The sequence below is a fragment of the Streptomyces sp. NPDC001415 genome (genome assembly GCF_053597395.1).
This window is the reverse complement of record NZ_JBSFIE010000032.1, coordinates 55,860-70,668: the sequence shown is the minus strand read 5'-3', so window position 1 is coordinate 70,668 and position 14,809 is coordinate 55,860. Positions and strand designations below refer to the sequence as shown.

Below are 14,809 nucleotides of genomic sequence, written 5' to 3'. Positions count from 1 at the left end.
TCGTCGCTCCGCACTCGCGCACGCCCCGCCCGGGCGTAGCGTGGTCGAAAGACCTTCTTGCGCGGGGGTGGCCATGCAGTTCCATGAAGAACCCAGCATCGGGGACCGAATTGCCCGGCTGCGGCTGCGGCGGAAGCTGACGCAGGAGGGGCTCGCCGAGCGGGCGGGGCTCTCCGCTGATGTCGTACGCAAGCTGGAGCAAGGTGTACGGCAGACGGCGCGGCTCACCACGATCAACGCACTGGCCAAGGCCTTGGACGTGGAGCCGTCCATGCTGGTCGGGCAGCCCATGACGTTCGAGGTACGTAGCGAGGAGGACCAACCGTCCGTCCTGGCTCTGCGGCAAGCCATCTCTCCTGTTTCCGATTTGCTCGGCGAGGACCCGGACCCCGAGGATCCACCCCTCCTCACTGAGCTCCAGGCTTCATTGCGGTCCACAGAGCGGATCCGGCGCGAGGGGCGCATGGGCGCAATCGGAGTCCTGCTACCTCAGCTGATCCGCGACGCCAAGGCCGTAACACGGGACCGCGACGGCCTTGTCGCTGCCGCAGCCCAGTCCGTTCTCGCCGAGGCCTACCAAGTCGCCGCGACCACGCTGACTGCGCTCGGCAAGGAGGACGCAGCTTTCACCGCTCTGGAGCGGTCAATGGACGCCGCCAGAAGGGGAGATGATCCTCACCTGGAGATCGTCGGCATCTCAAGCCTCGCCTGGATCTTCACGAAGCAAGGACGGCTGGCCGACGCCGAACGTGTCGCGCTGACCACCGCCGAGCGCATCGAACCGAACTTTCGGTCCCAGTCCATCGAACTCGCCCTATGGGGAATTCTGTTGCTCCGCGCGGCGACTGCCGCTGTCCGGTTGCAACGGCAGGAAACAGTCAAGGACCTGCTCAATATGGCGAGCGCGGCCGCAGCCAGGATCGGCACGGACCGGCTCGACTACGCGACGCCGTTCGGCCCCACCAACGCGGGAATCGCAAAGGTCAACTTCCTTGTGGAGATGGGAGAGAACACAGCGGCTTTGCGCGCCGCCCGCGCCGTCCCGGACCTGGAGTCGCTGCCCCCTACCTGGCGCGCCCGGTTCCATGTCGACCGTGCCCTCGCCCACGCGGAGTTGAACAACGACGACCACGCACTCCAGGCACTGCTCGTCGCCGAGAGAACCGCACCGGAGTGGATGCGCTACCACGCGACGAGCCGCCACCTCGTCGCCGATCTCAGAGGGCGGGAGCGGCGCCGCACATCGCCCCTCGCAGAACTCGCCCACCGGCTCGACCTCGACAGCTAGGACGCCCCGTCCTAGCAGCTCCGTACAGTGATGCGGCTTGTCACTGTGCGTGCAAGGTGGCGCCCCTAGCGTTACAGCCCCGCCGGGCACGGCGGACCCCCGCAACCGCGTCCAGGCGGCCCGGGGGCATGGCCCACCTGAGGAAGCAGGCAGACATGCCGCACTGCATCGCCCGCCTTATCGAGCCGTTGCTCAGACTGCTGCTACCCACCCAGGACCGGCACCGACCCCTCGCGCCGCGGCCTCGCACCGACCCCAGCTCTGCCTGCCACCAAGCCCACCTGCACGGACTCCTCCGCGGCGAGGACAACCTCCTCGTACGCCCCTACCTCCTCGCCCACGAGGCCGCCGAAGAACGACTTCGGCGTCAGCGTTGCCGCGCGCTGTGGCTCGCCACCCACGGGATCGACATCGGGCCCCGCTGGATCCACGGGACGGAGGTGGTCGCGTAATGGCGCAGCACATCGCCCACACCCGGCTCCTGCCCTGGACCGGACCCGAGGGCAAGCCCTGCTATCTCCTCACCGACGGGGTCGGCGGCGGATACGCCTCCCGGATCGCCGACAACATCGAGGCCGTGCAGCTCGGGATGGGCACGGAACTCCTCTGCCACGCAAGGGAGTTGCTCGGTGAGCCCAAGGTCGGGCCCGGAGAGCTCCACTACCTCTCCGCCCGTCTGACCGAAGCCCTCCACGACGTCCTCCGCATCGCCGAGAGCCGCGGCGACCGGCTGTCCGCATTCGACGGCCGAGACGTCGACAACAACGAGGACGAGGCGGACGACAAGGACGAGGACGACCTGGACGCAGGCAACCTAGACGGAGACTGAACCCGGCCCCGAAGCCCCGGCCGCCACCAGCGGCTTTGGCCCGATCATGCCCATCCGCGCCCCACCCGTCGCACAATGGTCGAACGAGGGGCGGTCGAGTCGGGTAAGGGGTACGGGGCGTGGCGCGGAGAGAGACCGAACTGGTCGAGGTGGAACGGCCGTTCGTACAGCAGCTGGAGTCGATGGGCTGGACGCATGTCCGGGGTTCCGAGCTCGCCGAGAGTGATGGTCGCTCGTACACCGAGGTGATCCTGAAGAAGCGCCTCGCCCGCGCTCTGCGCCGCGTGAACCGGCTGCCCGGCAGCGATGTTGAGTGGGTCGAGGACGAGCACGCCGAGCGGGCGATCGAGAAGCTGGCGCGGGTGTCCGTCGGGCCCGGCGGCAGGGATCTGCTTGCCGCCAACTTCAAGGCCACCGAGCTGCTTCTACACGGGGCGGGCGTGCGCGGGCACGAGGTTCACCACAAGTCGCGCGAGGACACCCCGGTCCAATTCATCGACTGGGCCATCGAGGACGAGAAGCGGATCAAGGAGCGGAATGAGTTCCTCGTGGTCTCGCAGCTGCGCGTCCGCACCGCGAGCGGACATGCCGGGCATGAGGAGCTGCCCGATCTCGTCCTGTTCGTGAACGGCATCCCCGTCGCCGTCGTCGAGTGCAAGAGCCCCGACCTCCAGGACCCGATCGGGCTGGCCATCCGCGATCTGCGGGCGTACACGGGCAATCCGATCGAGTACGACACCAAGGAGCGGGACCAGCAGGCGATGCCGCGCGGCATTCCCGAGCTCTTCAAGACCACGCAGCTGCTCATCGCCGCCTCCGGCGAGACCGCGCACCTGGGAACCATCTCCTCGCGCGAGCGTGACTACGCGCCGTGGCGCAGCGTCGAGCCCGACTACGACCGACCTGCGGACCTGCGGGCCGCCTTGCGTGAAGTAGTCGTAAAACCAAGGCTGTTGGAGGCCGAGGAGGAGCCCTCGGAGCAGCAGCAGCTCATCGCCGCCGTCCTCAAGCCGGTGAATCTGCTCAACATCCTGAGGCATTACGTCTTCGCCCTGCCGGTCAAGCAGAAGAAGCGGGCCGGGGGCAGCGGACGGGCGCCGGCGCGGCACGCCGAGGAGCTGCCGAAGGTCAAGGCCGTCTGCCGGCATCAGCAGTACCGGGCCGTGGAGAAGATCGTCGAGAAACTGCGCACCGGCCGCACACCGCTCTCCCCCGGCGCCACCCACGACGAGCGCGGCGGCGTCATCTGGCACACCCAGGGGTCAGGCAAGAGCCTGACCATGGCCTTTCTGGCCCGCCGACTGCACATGAGCCAGGACCCGGTGCTGAACGCCTTCACCATCCTCGTTGTCACCGATCGCACCCAGCTCCAGGATCAGCTCGCGGCGGCGCTGCGGACCGGGGAGCGGTCGGTGAAGGTGGCCAAGAGCCAGACCGATGTCGAGGGCATGCTGCACGACGGCGGGCGCCATGTCGTGTTCACGACGATTCAGAAGTACGGGATCGCGGGTCTCGGGTCCGGCGGGGACGGCGACGACCGGTCCGATGCCGACGCCTACAACGGCGTACGACGGCGGATCGAGGCCGGTGATGATCCGGCCGAAGCCTCCGATCCCACGGACGGGAGTGTCCCTCGCTTCCCCCTGTGCACGAGATCAGAAAAGGTCCTCGTCCTGGTCGACGAGGCGCACCGCTCGCACACCTCGCTCCTGCACGCCTGCCTGCGCGACGCCGCCCCCAATGCCGTGCGCATCGGCTTCACGGGAACGCCGATCATGCAGGGCAAACTGAACGACACTGAGCGGATCTTCGGGGAGTTCATCGACAAGTACCGGATGGCGGAGGCGGAGGCCGACAAGGTCGTCGTACCGATCCGGTACGAGGGGCGCACCGGCTCCGCCGACGTACGTGACGGGGAGCATCTCGACGCGCGGTTCGAGAATCTGATCGCTTCCCGGACCGAGGAGCAGAAGAAGGCTCTGCGCAAGAAGTACAGCCAGCCCAGCGAGCGCGATGTGGTCGAGTCCGTGACGATGATCCGTGCCAAGGCGAAGGACATGCTGGAGCACTATGTCCAGCATGTCCTCACCGGGGGCTTCAAGGCCCAAGTGGCCGTGGTCAGTCGTCAGTCCGCAGTCGAGTACCGGCACGCGCTGCGAGATGCGAGAGCGGAACTCCTTGAGCGGGTGGCCGAGTTCGCGCCCGAGGGGAAGCTGCCTGAACGGCTGAGGGGTGCCGAGGTCAAGGACTTCCAAGGCGACGACCTGCTTCTGTACTGGGCCTGGAAGTACCAGGCCATCATCCGGCGCATGGAGTTCGTGCCGGTCATCTCGGCGGGTGGCGAGAAGAAGGACGGGCTCTGGCGCGAGTGGACCGACGAGGGGCGGCAAAAGAAGCACATCGAGCGGTTCCTCGACGAGCTGCCCGAGCTGCCCATGGACAATCCGTGGGCGGTCACCCATGTCCCCGAGCCGAATCCGCCGCGGATGGGCATGATCGCCCGGCAGCCATGGAGCACTCCCGCGCCCACGGTCGCCAAGCCCGTGGCGGACGAGGCTCCCGTCACCTTCCTGATCGTGAAGTCCATGCTGCTGACCGGCTTCGACGCTCCGGGCGAGCAAGTCCTGTACCTGGACCGCCCGATCCGGGACGCCGAACTGCTCCAGGCAGTCGCCCGTGTCAACCGTCCTGCGCCGGGCAAGGAAGGTGGCCTGGTCGTCGACTACTACGGCGTCCTGGCACCGCTCAGCGACGCACTGTCGGGGTACGGGAAGGAGGCGCCCGCCGTACGTGCCAGCCTGCGGGACGTCGAATCGGCCGTGGAGGACACCCGGGGCGCAGCCGGGCGCGTCGACGAGTTCCTGGAGAGCAAGGGCATCACGGATCTGGACACCCGCGGCGGTCGGACCCGCGCCATGCTCACCCTGAGCGATGAGGACGACCGTGCGCTCTTCGACAGGAGGCTCGGCGAGTTCCTCGGCTCGCTGGAACGCGTACTCCCCCACGAGAAGGCCCTCAGATTCGTCGGCGACGCCAGGCGCTGGGCGCTCCTCCAGCAGCGTGTGCGTCGGCACTACCGGGATGCTCCGGGCGGTCGGTTCAGCCTGCGCGGTTACGGACGCAAGGTGCGGGCCCTGATCGCCGAGCATCTGGAGGCCCCGGAGATCACCCAGGTCATCCCGCCCGTCTCGATCCTCTCGCCTGCCTTCGACACCGACGTACGCAGCATCGAGGACCCTCGTGAGGCGGCAGCCGAGATGGAGCACGCTCTCCGCTTCCATCTGGAGGAACGCGTTCGCAGGGAGGACGAGGAGAAGTACAAGCAGCTGTCGAAGGCACTCGAAGAGGTGCTGAAGTCCATCGATGAGCGATGGAAGCTGGATCAACTCGCCAATCTCATCGACAAAGCCCGACAGGAGCAGGACGACGACCCCCTGTTGGCCGGGCTCGGCCCGATGGAACGGCGGGTGCATACCTGGTTGCGAAGCGGTCTCGCCACCTCGGACGCCTTCGACCTACCGGAACCGGAGGAGTTGCTGAGGCTTTCCACCGGGGTGTACGAGGTCGTACGGGATCAGGTGCGCCGAGTCTCCTACCGTGGTGAGTCCCGGCACATGTCGCGCCTGACGTCGCATGTGGTCGAGCGGCTGCGCGAGGACGGGCTGGCGGCGAAGTCAGGGGCCGTCGAAGACGTGCGGGCCGTCGCCCGGCATCTGGTGAGCCTCGTCCAGGAGAACCTTCAGGGGTTCCGGACCGAACGGTAGGCACAATTGCGTCTGTGCCCGACGCCTCGACCACTCTCGTAGACGGACAGCTCCTCAACGTGGGGGAGCTGCCGCTGCGCGTGCGGGTCAGCTCCCATCGCACCCGGCTGGGCCTGACTGTCGAGCGTGACGGCACGATCACGCTTCGGGTGCCCGAGAAGTGCTCTGTCGGGCGCGCGGAGGAATTCGTACGCGCGCACCGGTCCTGGATCGAGGAGAAGTCCCGGGTCCGGGACCGATTCCGTCCGGCACACCCGTCCCGGGCGCTCGTCGACGGGGCTATCTTCCGCTATCTAGGACGCGAATACCGACTCCTTCTGGACGACTCGGGCAGCGGCCCGGTTCGGTTGGCCGCAGGGCGGCTGAGGCTGGACCGGACGCTCGCGGCAGACGGGGCGGCAGGCCGGGACGCGATCATCGAGTGGTACCGGAACGCCGGAATGACCTGGTCCGCAGGGCGGCTGCAACCGTGGGCCGCCCGGATGGCTGTACCCGAACCAGCTGTCAATGTACGAGGCCTGGGACAGCGGTGGGGTGTCTACACACCGGGTGAGGCAGGCACGGAGGGACGGATGTCCCTGCACTGGGCCGTTTTCCAGCTTCCGATACGTCTCGTGGACTACGTGATCGCTCATGAGCTGGCGCACCTGCGGGTTGCCGGGCACGGTCCCGACTACTGGCGTCTGCTGCGTAGGGCGCTCCCTGAGTGTGAGCGGCTGAAAGCGGAACTGGACGACATGGGGCGCAGGGTGTGGCTCGGCGACGGGCCCGAACTCCAGGGCTGAGGCCTGCGGACCCCGCTCCACCGGAGTGATAGTTCGGGGCCTCTCCGTCAGACCTGGCCGTGGCCGTCTGGCCAGGTCTGAGGGAACCGGCCTCCCGGGATCAGACCGGGGACAGGATCCGCGTCGCATAGGGGTGGGCGTGGGTGGGAAAACGCCCCCTACCCCGCCCCACCCGTCAGGTGCCCGAACGCCGCGAGGTTGGCCGTGGACTCGCCCCGCGACACCCTCCACTCGTACTCCCGCCGGATGGCCGACGCGAACCCGAGCTCCAGCAGGGTGTTGAAGGACCCGTCCGCCTCCTCCAGGACGACCCCGAGCAACCGGTCGAGTTCCTCCGCCGTGACGGAGGCGAGCGGGACCTTGCCGGCCAGGTACACGTCCCCGAGCCGGTCGACCGCGTAACTCACCCCGTACAGGCGGAGGTTGCGTTCGAGGAGCCAGCGATGGACGGCCGGCTCGTTCTCGTCGGGGTGGCGCACCACGAACGCGTTCACGGAGAGGGCATGGCGGCCGACCCGCAGCGAGCAGGTGGTGGAGAGTTTGCGCGTGCCCGGCAGGGTCACGACATACGTACCGGGCTCAGGGGACTCCCACGAGAGCTCCGCGTCCTTGAGGGCCGTTTCGATGACCTGCCGCACGTCAGCCATGCCGCGAGCCTACGCGAAGGGCCTTCGCCACGAGCCCCCGCAAAGAGCCCGCGAGCCCCCTGTGCCCAGCCAGCCCCCGCAAGGCCCGCGAGCCCCGCACCCGCTCGCCCCTGCAAAGAACCGGCCCCGCAGAGAGCCGGCCGCCGGCCGGGGCACGCGCGAACCCGGCATGGACGCGAGCCCCCGCCCAGCTCCCCCGGGGCGGGCCTCACCCGTGATGCGACCGGACCCGCCGCCGGTGCTCCTGCATCGCCGCCGTGTACACGTCCGCCGTCGCCGACGCCGCCGTCCCCCAGCCGAACGACTGCGCGTGCCGGGCGGCCGCGCCGCCCATGCGCTGCACCAGCGTGGGGTCCTGGACGAAGCGGCGCAGGGCGGTCGCGTAGTCCTTGGGGTCGTGCCCCTGGACCAGGAACCCCGTCGAGCCGTCCCGTACCGCGACCGGAAGCCCGCCGACCGACGCCGCGACCACCGGCGTGCCGGCCGCCTGCGCCTCTATGGCGACCAGGCCGAACGATTCGCTGTACGAGGGCATGACAAGGACGGACGCCGCCCGGAACCAGTCCGCGAGCCGGTCCTGGCCGACCGGCGGTTTGAACCGTACGACATCGCAAATGCCGAGCCGGGCCGCCAGCTTCTGCAGCCCCTCCGGCTTGGCGAGGCCGCTGCCCGAGGGCCCGCCCACGATCGGCACGATCATCCGCGAGCGCAGGGAGGGGTCGCGTTCCAGGAGTTCCGCCGTGGCGCGCAGCAGGATGTCCGGCGCCTTCAGCGGCTGGATGCGGCCCGCGAAGAGCGGGATGAACGCGTCCCGGGGCAGCCCGAGCCGGTCCCGCGCCGCGGTCCTGCCGTCCGCCGGGCGGAAGCGTTCGAGGTTCACGCCGGGGTGGACGACGGCGACCTTGCCGGGGTCGGCGTCGTAGAAGCGGACGAGTTCGTCGGCCTCCTCGGCGGTGTTGGCGATCAGCCGGTCCGCCGCGTTCACGATCTGGGTCTCGCCGATGACGCGCGCGGCCGGCTCGGGGGTGTCGCCCTCGGCGAGCGCCGCGTTCTTGACCTTGGCCATGGTGTGCATGGCGTGGACGAGGGGCACCCCCCAGCGTTCGGCGGCGAGCCAGCCGACGTGCCCGGAGAGCCAGTAATGGGAGTGGACCAGGTCGTAGTAGCCGGGCCGGTGGTGCGCCCAGGCCTGCATCACCCCGTGCGTGAAGGCACAGAGCTGGGCCGGCAACTCCTCCTTGGCGAGGCCCTCGTACGGCCCCGCGTCTATGTGGCGCACCAGCACGCCGGGCGACATCTCGACGCTCGGCGCGAGGCCGCCCGTGGTGGCCCGGGTGAAGATCTCGACCTCGATGTTGATCGCGGCGAGGCGTTTGGCGAGCTCGACGATGTACACGTTCATGCCGCCCGCGTCGCCCGTTCCCGGCTGGTGCAGCGGGGAGGTGTGGACGCTGAGCATGGCGATCCGGCGCGGCTTGCGGTGACCGCCGGGCAACCGGAGCCTGGGCGGGCCCGCCAGGGTGCCGGTGAACCGGGACACGTACTGGCTCACGTCGAGGCCCTCCTCGGCTCGGGGCACTGCCTTCGGACGCGGAGCGGGCATGCGGGCACGCCCCTCCAAAGCCCCGAACATCGGAACCCGCCCTTTCATTTCCACTTTGCCAAAATGTTGCCGGACCGGTCGGGCGGAGCCCTCGGACATCAGCTCGGACATCGCCACGGACATCCGCACGGGCCTGCGGAAACGTCCGGACGGAACCGTCGATCCACCCGGGCCGATCCGCCGCGCCGTCCGGGCCGAACCGTCGATCCACCCGGGCCGATCCGCCGCACCGTCCGGGCCGATCCGCCGGACCACCCATGCCGAACCGCCGCCTACCCTCGTCCTATGGCTCCACCCCCGTCCGCGAAGCGCCCCGTCGGCACCGTCACCCGCGGCACCACCAACCCGAACCGGCTGCGCCGCATGGACCGCTGGATCGCCGACGCGCACGGGGCCGCGCTGCGCCGCGCGCCCGCGCCGGTCGCCGTCGACCTCGGGTACGGGGCCGCCCCCTGGACCGCGGTGGAGCTGCTCCAGCGCCTGCGTACGGCTGCCCCCGCCGTCTCGGTGGTCGGCATCGAGATCGAGCCGGCCCGGGTCGCCGCCGCCAAGCCGTACGAGCGCGAGGGGCTCACGTTCCGCCACGGCGGCTTCGAGGTGCCGCTGGCCGAGCCGCCGATGCTGATCCGCGCGGCGAACGTGCTGCGCCAGTACGACGAGGCCGAGGTGGCCGCCGTCTGGGCCCGGCTGTGCGCGCGGCTTGCGCCGGGCGGGCTGCTCGTCGAGGGCACCTGCGACGAGATCGGCCGCCGCCATGTGTGGGTCGCGCTGGACCGCTCGGGCCCGCGTACGGTGACCTTCGCGACCCGGCTCGGCTCCCTGGACCGACCCTCCGACCTGGCCGAACGGCTGCCGAAGGCGCTGATCCACCGCAATGTGCCGGGCGAGCCGGTGCACGCCTTCCTGCGTGACTTCGACCGGGCGTGGGCGGCGGCCGCCCCGTACGCCTCGCTGGGCGCGCGGCAGCGGTGGATCAAGTCCGTACGGGAACTGTCGGCCGACTGGCCGGTCGTGGACGGCGTACGGCGCTGGCGACAGGGCGAGGTGACGGTCAACTGGGCTGCCCTGGCGCCCAGTTGAGCCCGGACCCGGTGACCCGGGGCAGGCGCACCCTGATCCGGCCCAGATGTCGCCCGGGCCAATTCGAGGCGTTGTTCGCGTCGTCGTACGAGTGAACTCCGTGACCGGTGGAACGCGTGGAGCTCGGCGTTCGTCACACGGGAGGGAACGCACAGAAGAACGTACAGAAGGACGCACGGAGGAATGCGCGGAAGAACGCGCAGGGGGATGTGCCCCGGTCGGTGCCCTTGTGCCTCTGTCGTTTTGGCGGAGGCCGTGGCAGCATCGCGGGCAGTGTGATGTTACTGACGGTAAATCACATGCCGTTTCATCCGGGTTCCGGTGGTCCGGTGTTCCCGTGTTCCGGTGTGGGGCCGGGGCTGGCTGGAGGGGGAGTTCATAGTGCCGAAGAAGCGCCGTTTGGCGGCCGCGATCGCCTTGGTGTGCGCCTTGACCGCGTTGGCGGCCCCGGGCACGGCGTTCGCCGACCCGGCGCCGACGCCGTCGACCACGGCGCCGGCCCTGCCCGGGACGCTGGAAGAAGTGGGCAAGCAGATCGACGACCTGTACCGGCAGGCGGCCGCGGCCACCGACGCGTACAACCTCGCCGAGGAGCAGACCAAGCAGCAGTCCGCGCAGATCGTGGCCCTGGCCCAGGAGATAGTGAAGGGCCAGGAAAAGATCAAGCGCCTGAAGGACCAGGCGGGCGCCACCGCGCGGATGCAGTACCGCAACGGCGGGCTGCCGCCCGGCGCGCAGATGATGCTCAGCGGTGACCCCGAGACGTTCCTCAACGGGGCCGACGCACTGCGCCAGGGCCAGCAGGCCGCCCAGGGTGTGCTCGGCGAACTGAACCGTACGCAGGCCGACTTGGCGGCGTACAGCAAGGACGCCACCGCCCAGTGGAAGAACCTGGAGGCCAACCGGGTCAAGAAGGAAGCCGCGAAGAAGGACATCACCGCGAAGATCGCGGCGGCCGAGAAGCTCCAGTCCCAGCTCAAGGAGCAGGAGCGCGAGCGCCTGGCCGAGCTGGAGCGGAAGAAGGAGTTCGACTCTCAGACGGCCTGGCTGAGCACGGGGATACTGAAGGAGATCAGCAGCAGCGCGAGCGACCAGGGCAAGAAGGCCGTGAAGTTCGCCACCGACCAGATCGGCAAGCGGTACGTCTGGGGCGCCGCGGGCCCCGACACCTTCGACTGCTCGGGCCTGACCTCCCAGGCCTGGATCGCGGCCGGGCGCGGCATACCGCGCACCTCGCAGGAGCAGTGGGCCCAGCTGCCGCACGTCGCGCTCAAGGACATGCGCCCCGGCGACCTCATCATCTACTTCGCCGACGCCACCCATGTCGGGATGTACATCGGCGACGGCGCGATCGTCCACGCCCCCCGGCCCGGCCGGAACGTGACGATCACGGGAGCGGGCACGATGCCGATCCTCGGCGTCGTACGCCCGGACAAGTAGGACACAGGCGGTCGCCCAACCGGTCACACCCTGTCCGGCCGGGCAGCCCCGGGGCGGCCGGGAGGGCAGCTGCTTACTGGCGGTACGGGCAGTCCGCAACTTCCTGGGGGCCGGACAAATAAGGCATGAGGCATATGCCAACCGGCCTCCGGCGATCAACCGCCCAACGCCATTCCGCCACGCCCGTGGATGACGCTAGGGTCCCGGCTGGTGGGGCGCCGACCGGCGCACCTCCGCGCCCTCGGGGGGAGGGAAGGATTCCGGAACCGACGATGCCCGCATCCCAGCACGTACCCGTACCGCACCAGCGCGCCGCCCCGGAGCCCCAGACGGGCGCCGCCGACGGCCCGCTCAACCTGCTGGTCATCGAGGACGACCCGGCGGGCACGTTCACCGTGCACGAGCTTCTCGACGCGGCGGGCACCCGGGTCCGGATCCGCACCGCCCGCAACCTCACCGAGGCCGAGCGGCTGCTCACCGACGACGTCCACTGCATACTCCTGGACCTGGCGCTGCCCGGCCGCGACCCGGACGACGAGCTCGCGGCCCTGCGCCACCTGCTCCGGCTGGCCCCGCGCCACGCCGTGCTGGCCCTCACCCCGTCCACCCACGCGGAACGGGCGGCGGAGGCGGTCCGGGTCGGCGCGCAGGACTACCTCTTCCGCGACGAGCTGGACGGCAGGCTGCTCAGCCGCGCCATCCGGTACGCGGTGGAGCGCAAGCGCGCGGACACCGCCCAGTACAAGCTGGCCGAGTCGCGGCTGCGCGCCCAGGAGAACGCCCGCCTGGAGCGCGGTCTGCTTCCGACCCCGCTGCTCGAAGGTTCGGACCTGCGCTTCGCGGCCCGCTACCGCCCCGGCCGCTCCCGGGCGCTGCTCGGCGGCGACTTCTACGACACGGTGCGTACGCCGGACGGAACCGTCCACGCGATGATCGGCGACGTCTGCGGACACGGCCCCGACGAGGCGGCCCTCGGGGTCGAACTCCGCATCGCCTGGCGGGCGTTGACGCTGGCGGGCCTGTGCGGCGACGAGCTCCTCTCGACCCTTCAGCAGGTCCTGGAGCACGAGCGCGACAGCGAGGAGATCTTCGCGACGCTGTGCACCGTCGACATCGCGCCGGACGGCCGCAGCGCGGGCCTCTGCCTGGCCGGCCACCCCGCGCCGCTGATCGCCCTCGGCGGCCGGGCCCAACTGCTCCCGTACGAGAACGGCGGCCCGGCGCTCGGCCTGCTGCCGCGCGCCCGCTGGCCGCGCCGACAGGTCGAACTCGGCCGGGAATGGGGCCTGTTGATGTACACCGACGGCCTGATCGAGGGCCGCACCGGCGAGGGCAGCCAGCGGCTCGGTCAGGACGGCATGCTGGAAATGATCAACAGTCAGCTGGCGTCCGGGCTGCGCGGCGAGTCACTGCTCGAAGCGGCGGTGACCCGGGCCCGCGAGCTGAACGGCGGCGAGCTGACGGACGACGTGGCGGTGGTCCTCCTGGAACGCAAACGGGAACGCACAAGCGCGGAGGGCTGAGGACCGGGGACCGGGGCTTCGAAGGCCCCTTCTGGGGGCTCCGGTCCGAGGGCTACCGGTTTTGGGGCTACCGGTCTACGGATTTTGGAGCTACCGGCCGCCGTTGTAGGGCCCGTACGGACCGTCACTGCTGGAGCCGCCGCCGCGGCGACCGCCCCGGCCACCGCCGGAGACCTGCCGGATCGCGGGCCGTACGTCCACCATGAACACGATCGAGGCGACGAGCCCGGCGAGCCGCAGGAACAGCATCGGCACGAACAGGTTCACCACGACCGTGATGCCGAGGATGATCAGCCAGAACGGCTTGGTCTGCTTGTCGGCCGCGCGGTACGCGTCCTCCCGGGCCAGGACGGCGAAGACCAGCGCCACCACGGCGATGACGAGCATCGCGAGAGAGAGCAGCGATGTGAGAAGGCTGAATCCCGTGAGCAACATTGCCGTGCACCGCCTAGGTAAATGCTGATTGAGCGCCGATGAGGATGGAGAGCACCTCGCCGGCCAAGGTACTAGGAGAACGGGGCGGGCCCCCCGAAGGTGCCCGCCCCGTTCCGACCGGCGTGGAGAGAACCACGGCGAGAACTGCTCCGCAACTGCTCCGCAACTACTCCGCCGACTTGGCGGCGGTCTTCTTGGCCGTGGTCTTGCGCGGGGCGGCCTTCTTGGCGGCGGGCTTGTCGGCCGCGTCGGAGTCGGACTCGGCCTTGGCGGGCTCGTCCTGAGCCGAGGCCGGGGAGTCACCCTTGTCGTCGTCCTTGGGCTCGACGGCCGTGGCGATCTCGACGATCTCGTCGGCGGCCTCGCCGCGCCACTGCTTGACGACGTCCTGGCCGTGCTCGGCGACCGAGTCGTAGCCCTCGCGTGCCTTGACTGCGTACTCGGCGAGGACGCCGACGCCGCGCAGCGCGAGGTCCTGGGCGTTCTCGCCCAGCTTCTTGAGGTCGCCGTCGAGGGCGCCGAGGAAGTCGCTGGCGCGGGTGGTGACGGCGGCCTGAACCTCCTTGACGCGGGCTGCGGCCTTCTCCTGCACGGCCTTGGGGTCGGTGCGGCGCACGGCCTCGATGCGCTCGGGCGCCTCGGCCTGGATCTTCTCGATCAGCGCCGGAACCTTCTTGGCCTGCTGCCCTGCGATGTCCGCCGTGCCGGCGAGGAAGTAGAGGGGGGTGGGGTCGGTGAGGGTCTTGCGCAGGTCATCGGTGATGGCCATGACTGTCCTCCCGGATCAGTGCTCAGTTGCTCGCTTGAGGGTCTTGGGGGTCTTGAGGGTGGTCGGCGGCTCTGTCGGTGTCCGCGTCGGCGTCGAGCCCGTTCTCCTTGCGGAAGGACTCGTAGATCTGGAGCAGAACCTGCTTCTGACGCTCGCTGAGCGAGGGGTCGGCGAGAATGACGCTCCGCGTCCCGGCGGCCTCGGGAGACCGCTCGTCGAGAATCCCGGCCTGCACGTACAGCGTCTCGGCGGAGATCCGCAGCGCCTTGGCGAGCTGCTGCAGAATGTCCGCACTCGGCTTGCGCAGCCCACGCTCGATCTGGCTCAGATACGGATTGGACACCCCGGCGGCATCAGCGAGCTGCCGCAGCGAGAGCTGCGCATTGCGCCGCTGCTCGCGCAGGTACTCCCCGAGATTGCCGACGTTGAGCGATGCCATACCCCGATGGTGCACCAGCCCTGCTAACTATTGCAAGCAGACGCTTGCAATAGTGTGCTGTGCCACGCTGCGGTCGGGTAGCGCTTCAGCCGGCGAATGAGCGCTTCCCAGCGTTGTTCAGTTGGCGTTGTTCAGTTGGCGTTGTTCAGTTGGCGTTGTTCAGTTGGCGTTGTTCAGTTGGCGTTGTTCAGTTGGCGTTGTTCAGTT

At 69.6% G+C, this 14,809-nt stretch carries 13 protein-coding genes; 8 read left to right on the top strand and 5 right to left on the bottom strand.

All coding sequences use genetic code 11. From position 1 onward, the window contains the following. The first annotated feature begins 73 nt into the window (after window positions 1–73). From ACWC2B_RS30780 to ACWC2B_RS30760, 5 genes are all read left to right on the top strand, one after another. A complete protein-coding gene (locus ACWC2B_RS30780; RefSeq protein ID WP_450722316.1) occupies window positions 74–1,288 on the top strand; it encodes a helix-turn-helix domain-containing protein in 1,215 nt (404 codons plus the stop codon). Window positions 1,289–1,443: 155 nt separating this feature from the next. Further along, the gene (locus tag ACWC2B_RS30775) at window positions 1,444–1,740 is read left to right on the top strand and encodes a hypothetical protein (protein WP_450722314.1); all 297 of its coding nucleotides are present in this window, start codon (window positions 1,444–1,446) and stop codon (window positions 1,738–1,740) included. Next, window positions 1,740–2,117 (top strand): hypothetical protein, encoded by a 378-nt coding sequence (locus tag ACWC2B_RS30770; RefSeq protein ID WP_450722312.1) that lies wholly within the window; start codon window positions 1,740–1,742, stop codon window positions 2,115–2,117. The genes ACWC2B_RS30775 and ACWC2B_RS30770 overlap by 1 nt, the downstream gene beginning before the upstream one ends. 119 nt (window positions 2,118–2,236) lie before the next feature. After that, window positions 2,237–5,881 (top strand): type I restriction endonuclease subunit R, encoded by a 3,645-nt coding sequence (locus ACWC2B_RS30765; RefSeq protein ID WP_450722310.1) that lies wholly within the window; start codon window positions 2,237–2,239, stop codon window positions 5,879–5,881. A 14-nt stretch (window positions 5,882–5,895) separates the two neighbouring features. Further along, entirely contained in the window at window positions 5,896–6,666 is a 771-nt protein-coding gene (locus ACWC2B_RS30760) for a M48 family metallopeptidase (protein WP_450722308.1), read from the top strand. A gap of 158 nt (window positions 6,667–6,824) precedes the next feature. Here the strand turns inward: ACWC2B_RS30760 and ACWC2B_RS30755 are convergent, their stop codons facing one another. Together ACWC2B_RS30755 and mshA are read right to left on the bottom strand one after the other, a co-directional pair. Next, the gene (locus ACWC2B_RS30755; RefSeq protein WP_450722306.1) at window positions 6,825–7,313 is read right to left on the bottom strand and encodes a YbjN domain-containing protein; all 489 of its coding nucleotides are present in this window, start codon (window positions 7,311–7,313) and stop codon (window positions 6,825–6,827) included. Window positions 7,314–7,521: 208 nt separating this feature from the next. Beyond that, window positions 7,522–8,865 carry a D-inositol-3-phosphate glycosyltransferase gene (mshA, locus tag ACWC2B_RS30750; RefSeq protein WP_450722355.1) on the bottom strand — a complete coding sequence of 448 codons (1,344 nt, stop codon included), beginning with the start codon at window positions 8,863–8,865 and terminating at the stop codon, window positions 7,522–7,524. Between the two features lie 336 nt (window positions 8,866–9,201). On the opposite strand from mshA, the gene ACWC2B_RS30745 reads away from it, so the two are divergent. The 3 genes from ACWC2B_RS30745 (at window position 9,202) to ACWC2B_RS30735 (ending at window position 12,959) form a co-directional block, all read left to right on the top strand. Beyond that, window positions 9,202–9,996, top strand: a complete 795-nt coding sequence (locus ACWC2B_RS30745; protein ID WP_450722304.1) for a class I SAM-dependent methyltransferase — start codon at window positions 9,202–9,204, stop codon at window positions 9,994–9,996. 381 nt (window positions 9,997–10,377) lie between these two features. Continuing rightward, window positions 10,378–11,436 (top strand): NlpC/P60 family protein, encoded by a 1,059-nt coding sequence (locus ACWC2B_RS30740; RefSeq protein ID WP_450722302.1) that lies wholly within the window; start codon window positions 10,378–10,380, stop codon window positions 11,434–11,436. Between the two features lie 272 nt (window positions 11,437–11,708). After that, window positions 11,709–12,959, top strand: coding sequence for a PP2C family protein-serine/threonine phosphatase (locus ACWC2B_RS30735; protein ID WP_450722300.1), 1,251 nt, complete (start codon window positions 11,709–11,711; stop codon window positions 12,957–12,959). Window positions 12,960–13,049: 90 nt separating this feature from the next. Here the strand turns inward: ACWC2B_RS30735 and ACWC2B_RS30730 are convergent, their stop codons facing one another. The 3 genes from ACWC2B_RS30730 to ACWC2B_RS30720 all read right to left on the bottom strand — a co-directional run bounded on the left by ACWC2B_RS30730 (window position 13,050) and on the right by ACWC2B_RS30720 (window position 14,602). Further along, window positions 13,050–13,394 carry a DUF2516 family protein gene (locus tag ACWC2B_RS30730; protein WP_450722298.1) on the bottom strand — a complete coding sequence of 115 codons (345 nt, stop codon included), beginning with the start codon at window positions 13,392–13,394 and terminating at the stop codon, window positions 13,050–13,052. A 166-nt stretch (window positions 13,395–13,560) separates the two neighbouring features. Continuing rightward, the gene (locus ACWC2B_RS30725) at window positions 13,561–14,163 is read right to left on the bottom strand and encodes a hypothetical protein (protein WP_450722296.1); all 603 of its coding nucleotides are present in this window, start codon (window positions 14,161–14,163) and stop codon (window positions 13,561–13,563) included. A 22-nt stretch (window positions 14,164–14,185) separates the two neighbouring features. Next, a complete protein-coding gene (locus ACWC2B_RS30720) occupies window positions 14,186–14,602 on the bottom strand; it encodes a helix-turn-helix domain-containing protein (protein WP_450722294.1) in 417 nt (138 codons plus the stop codon). Window positions 14,603–14,809: the final 207 nt, after the last annotated feature.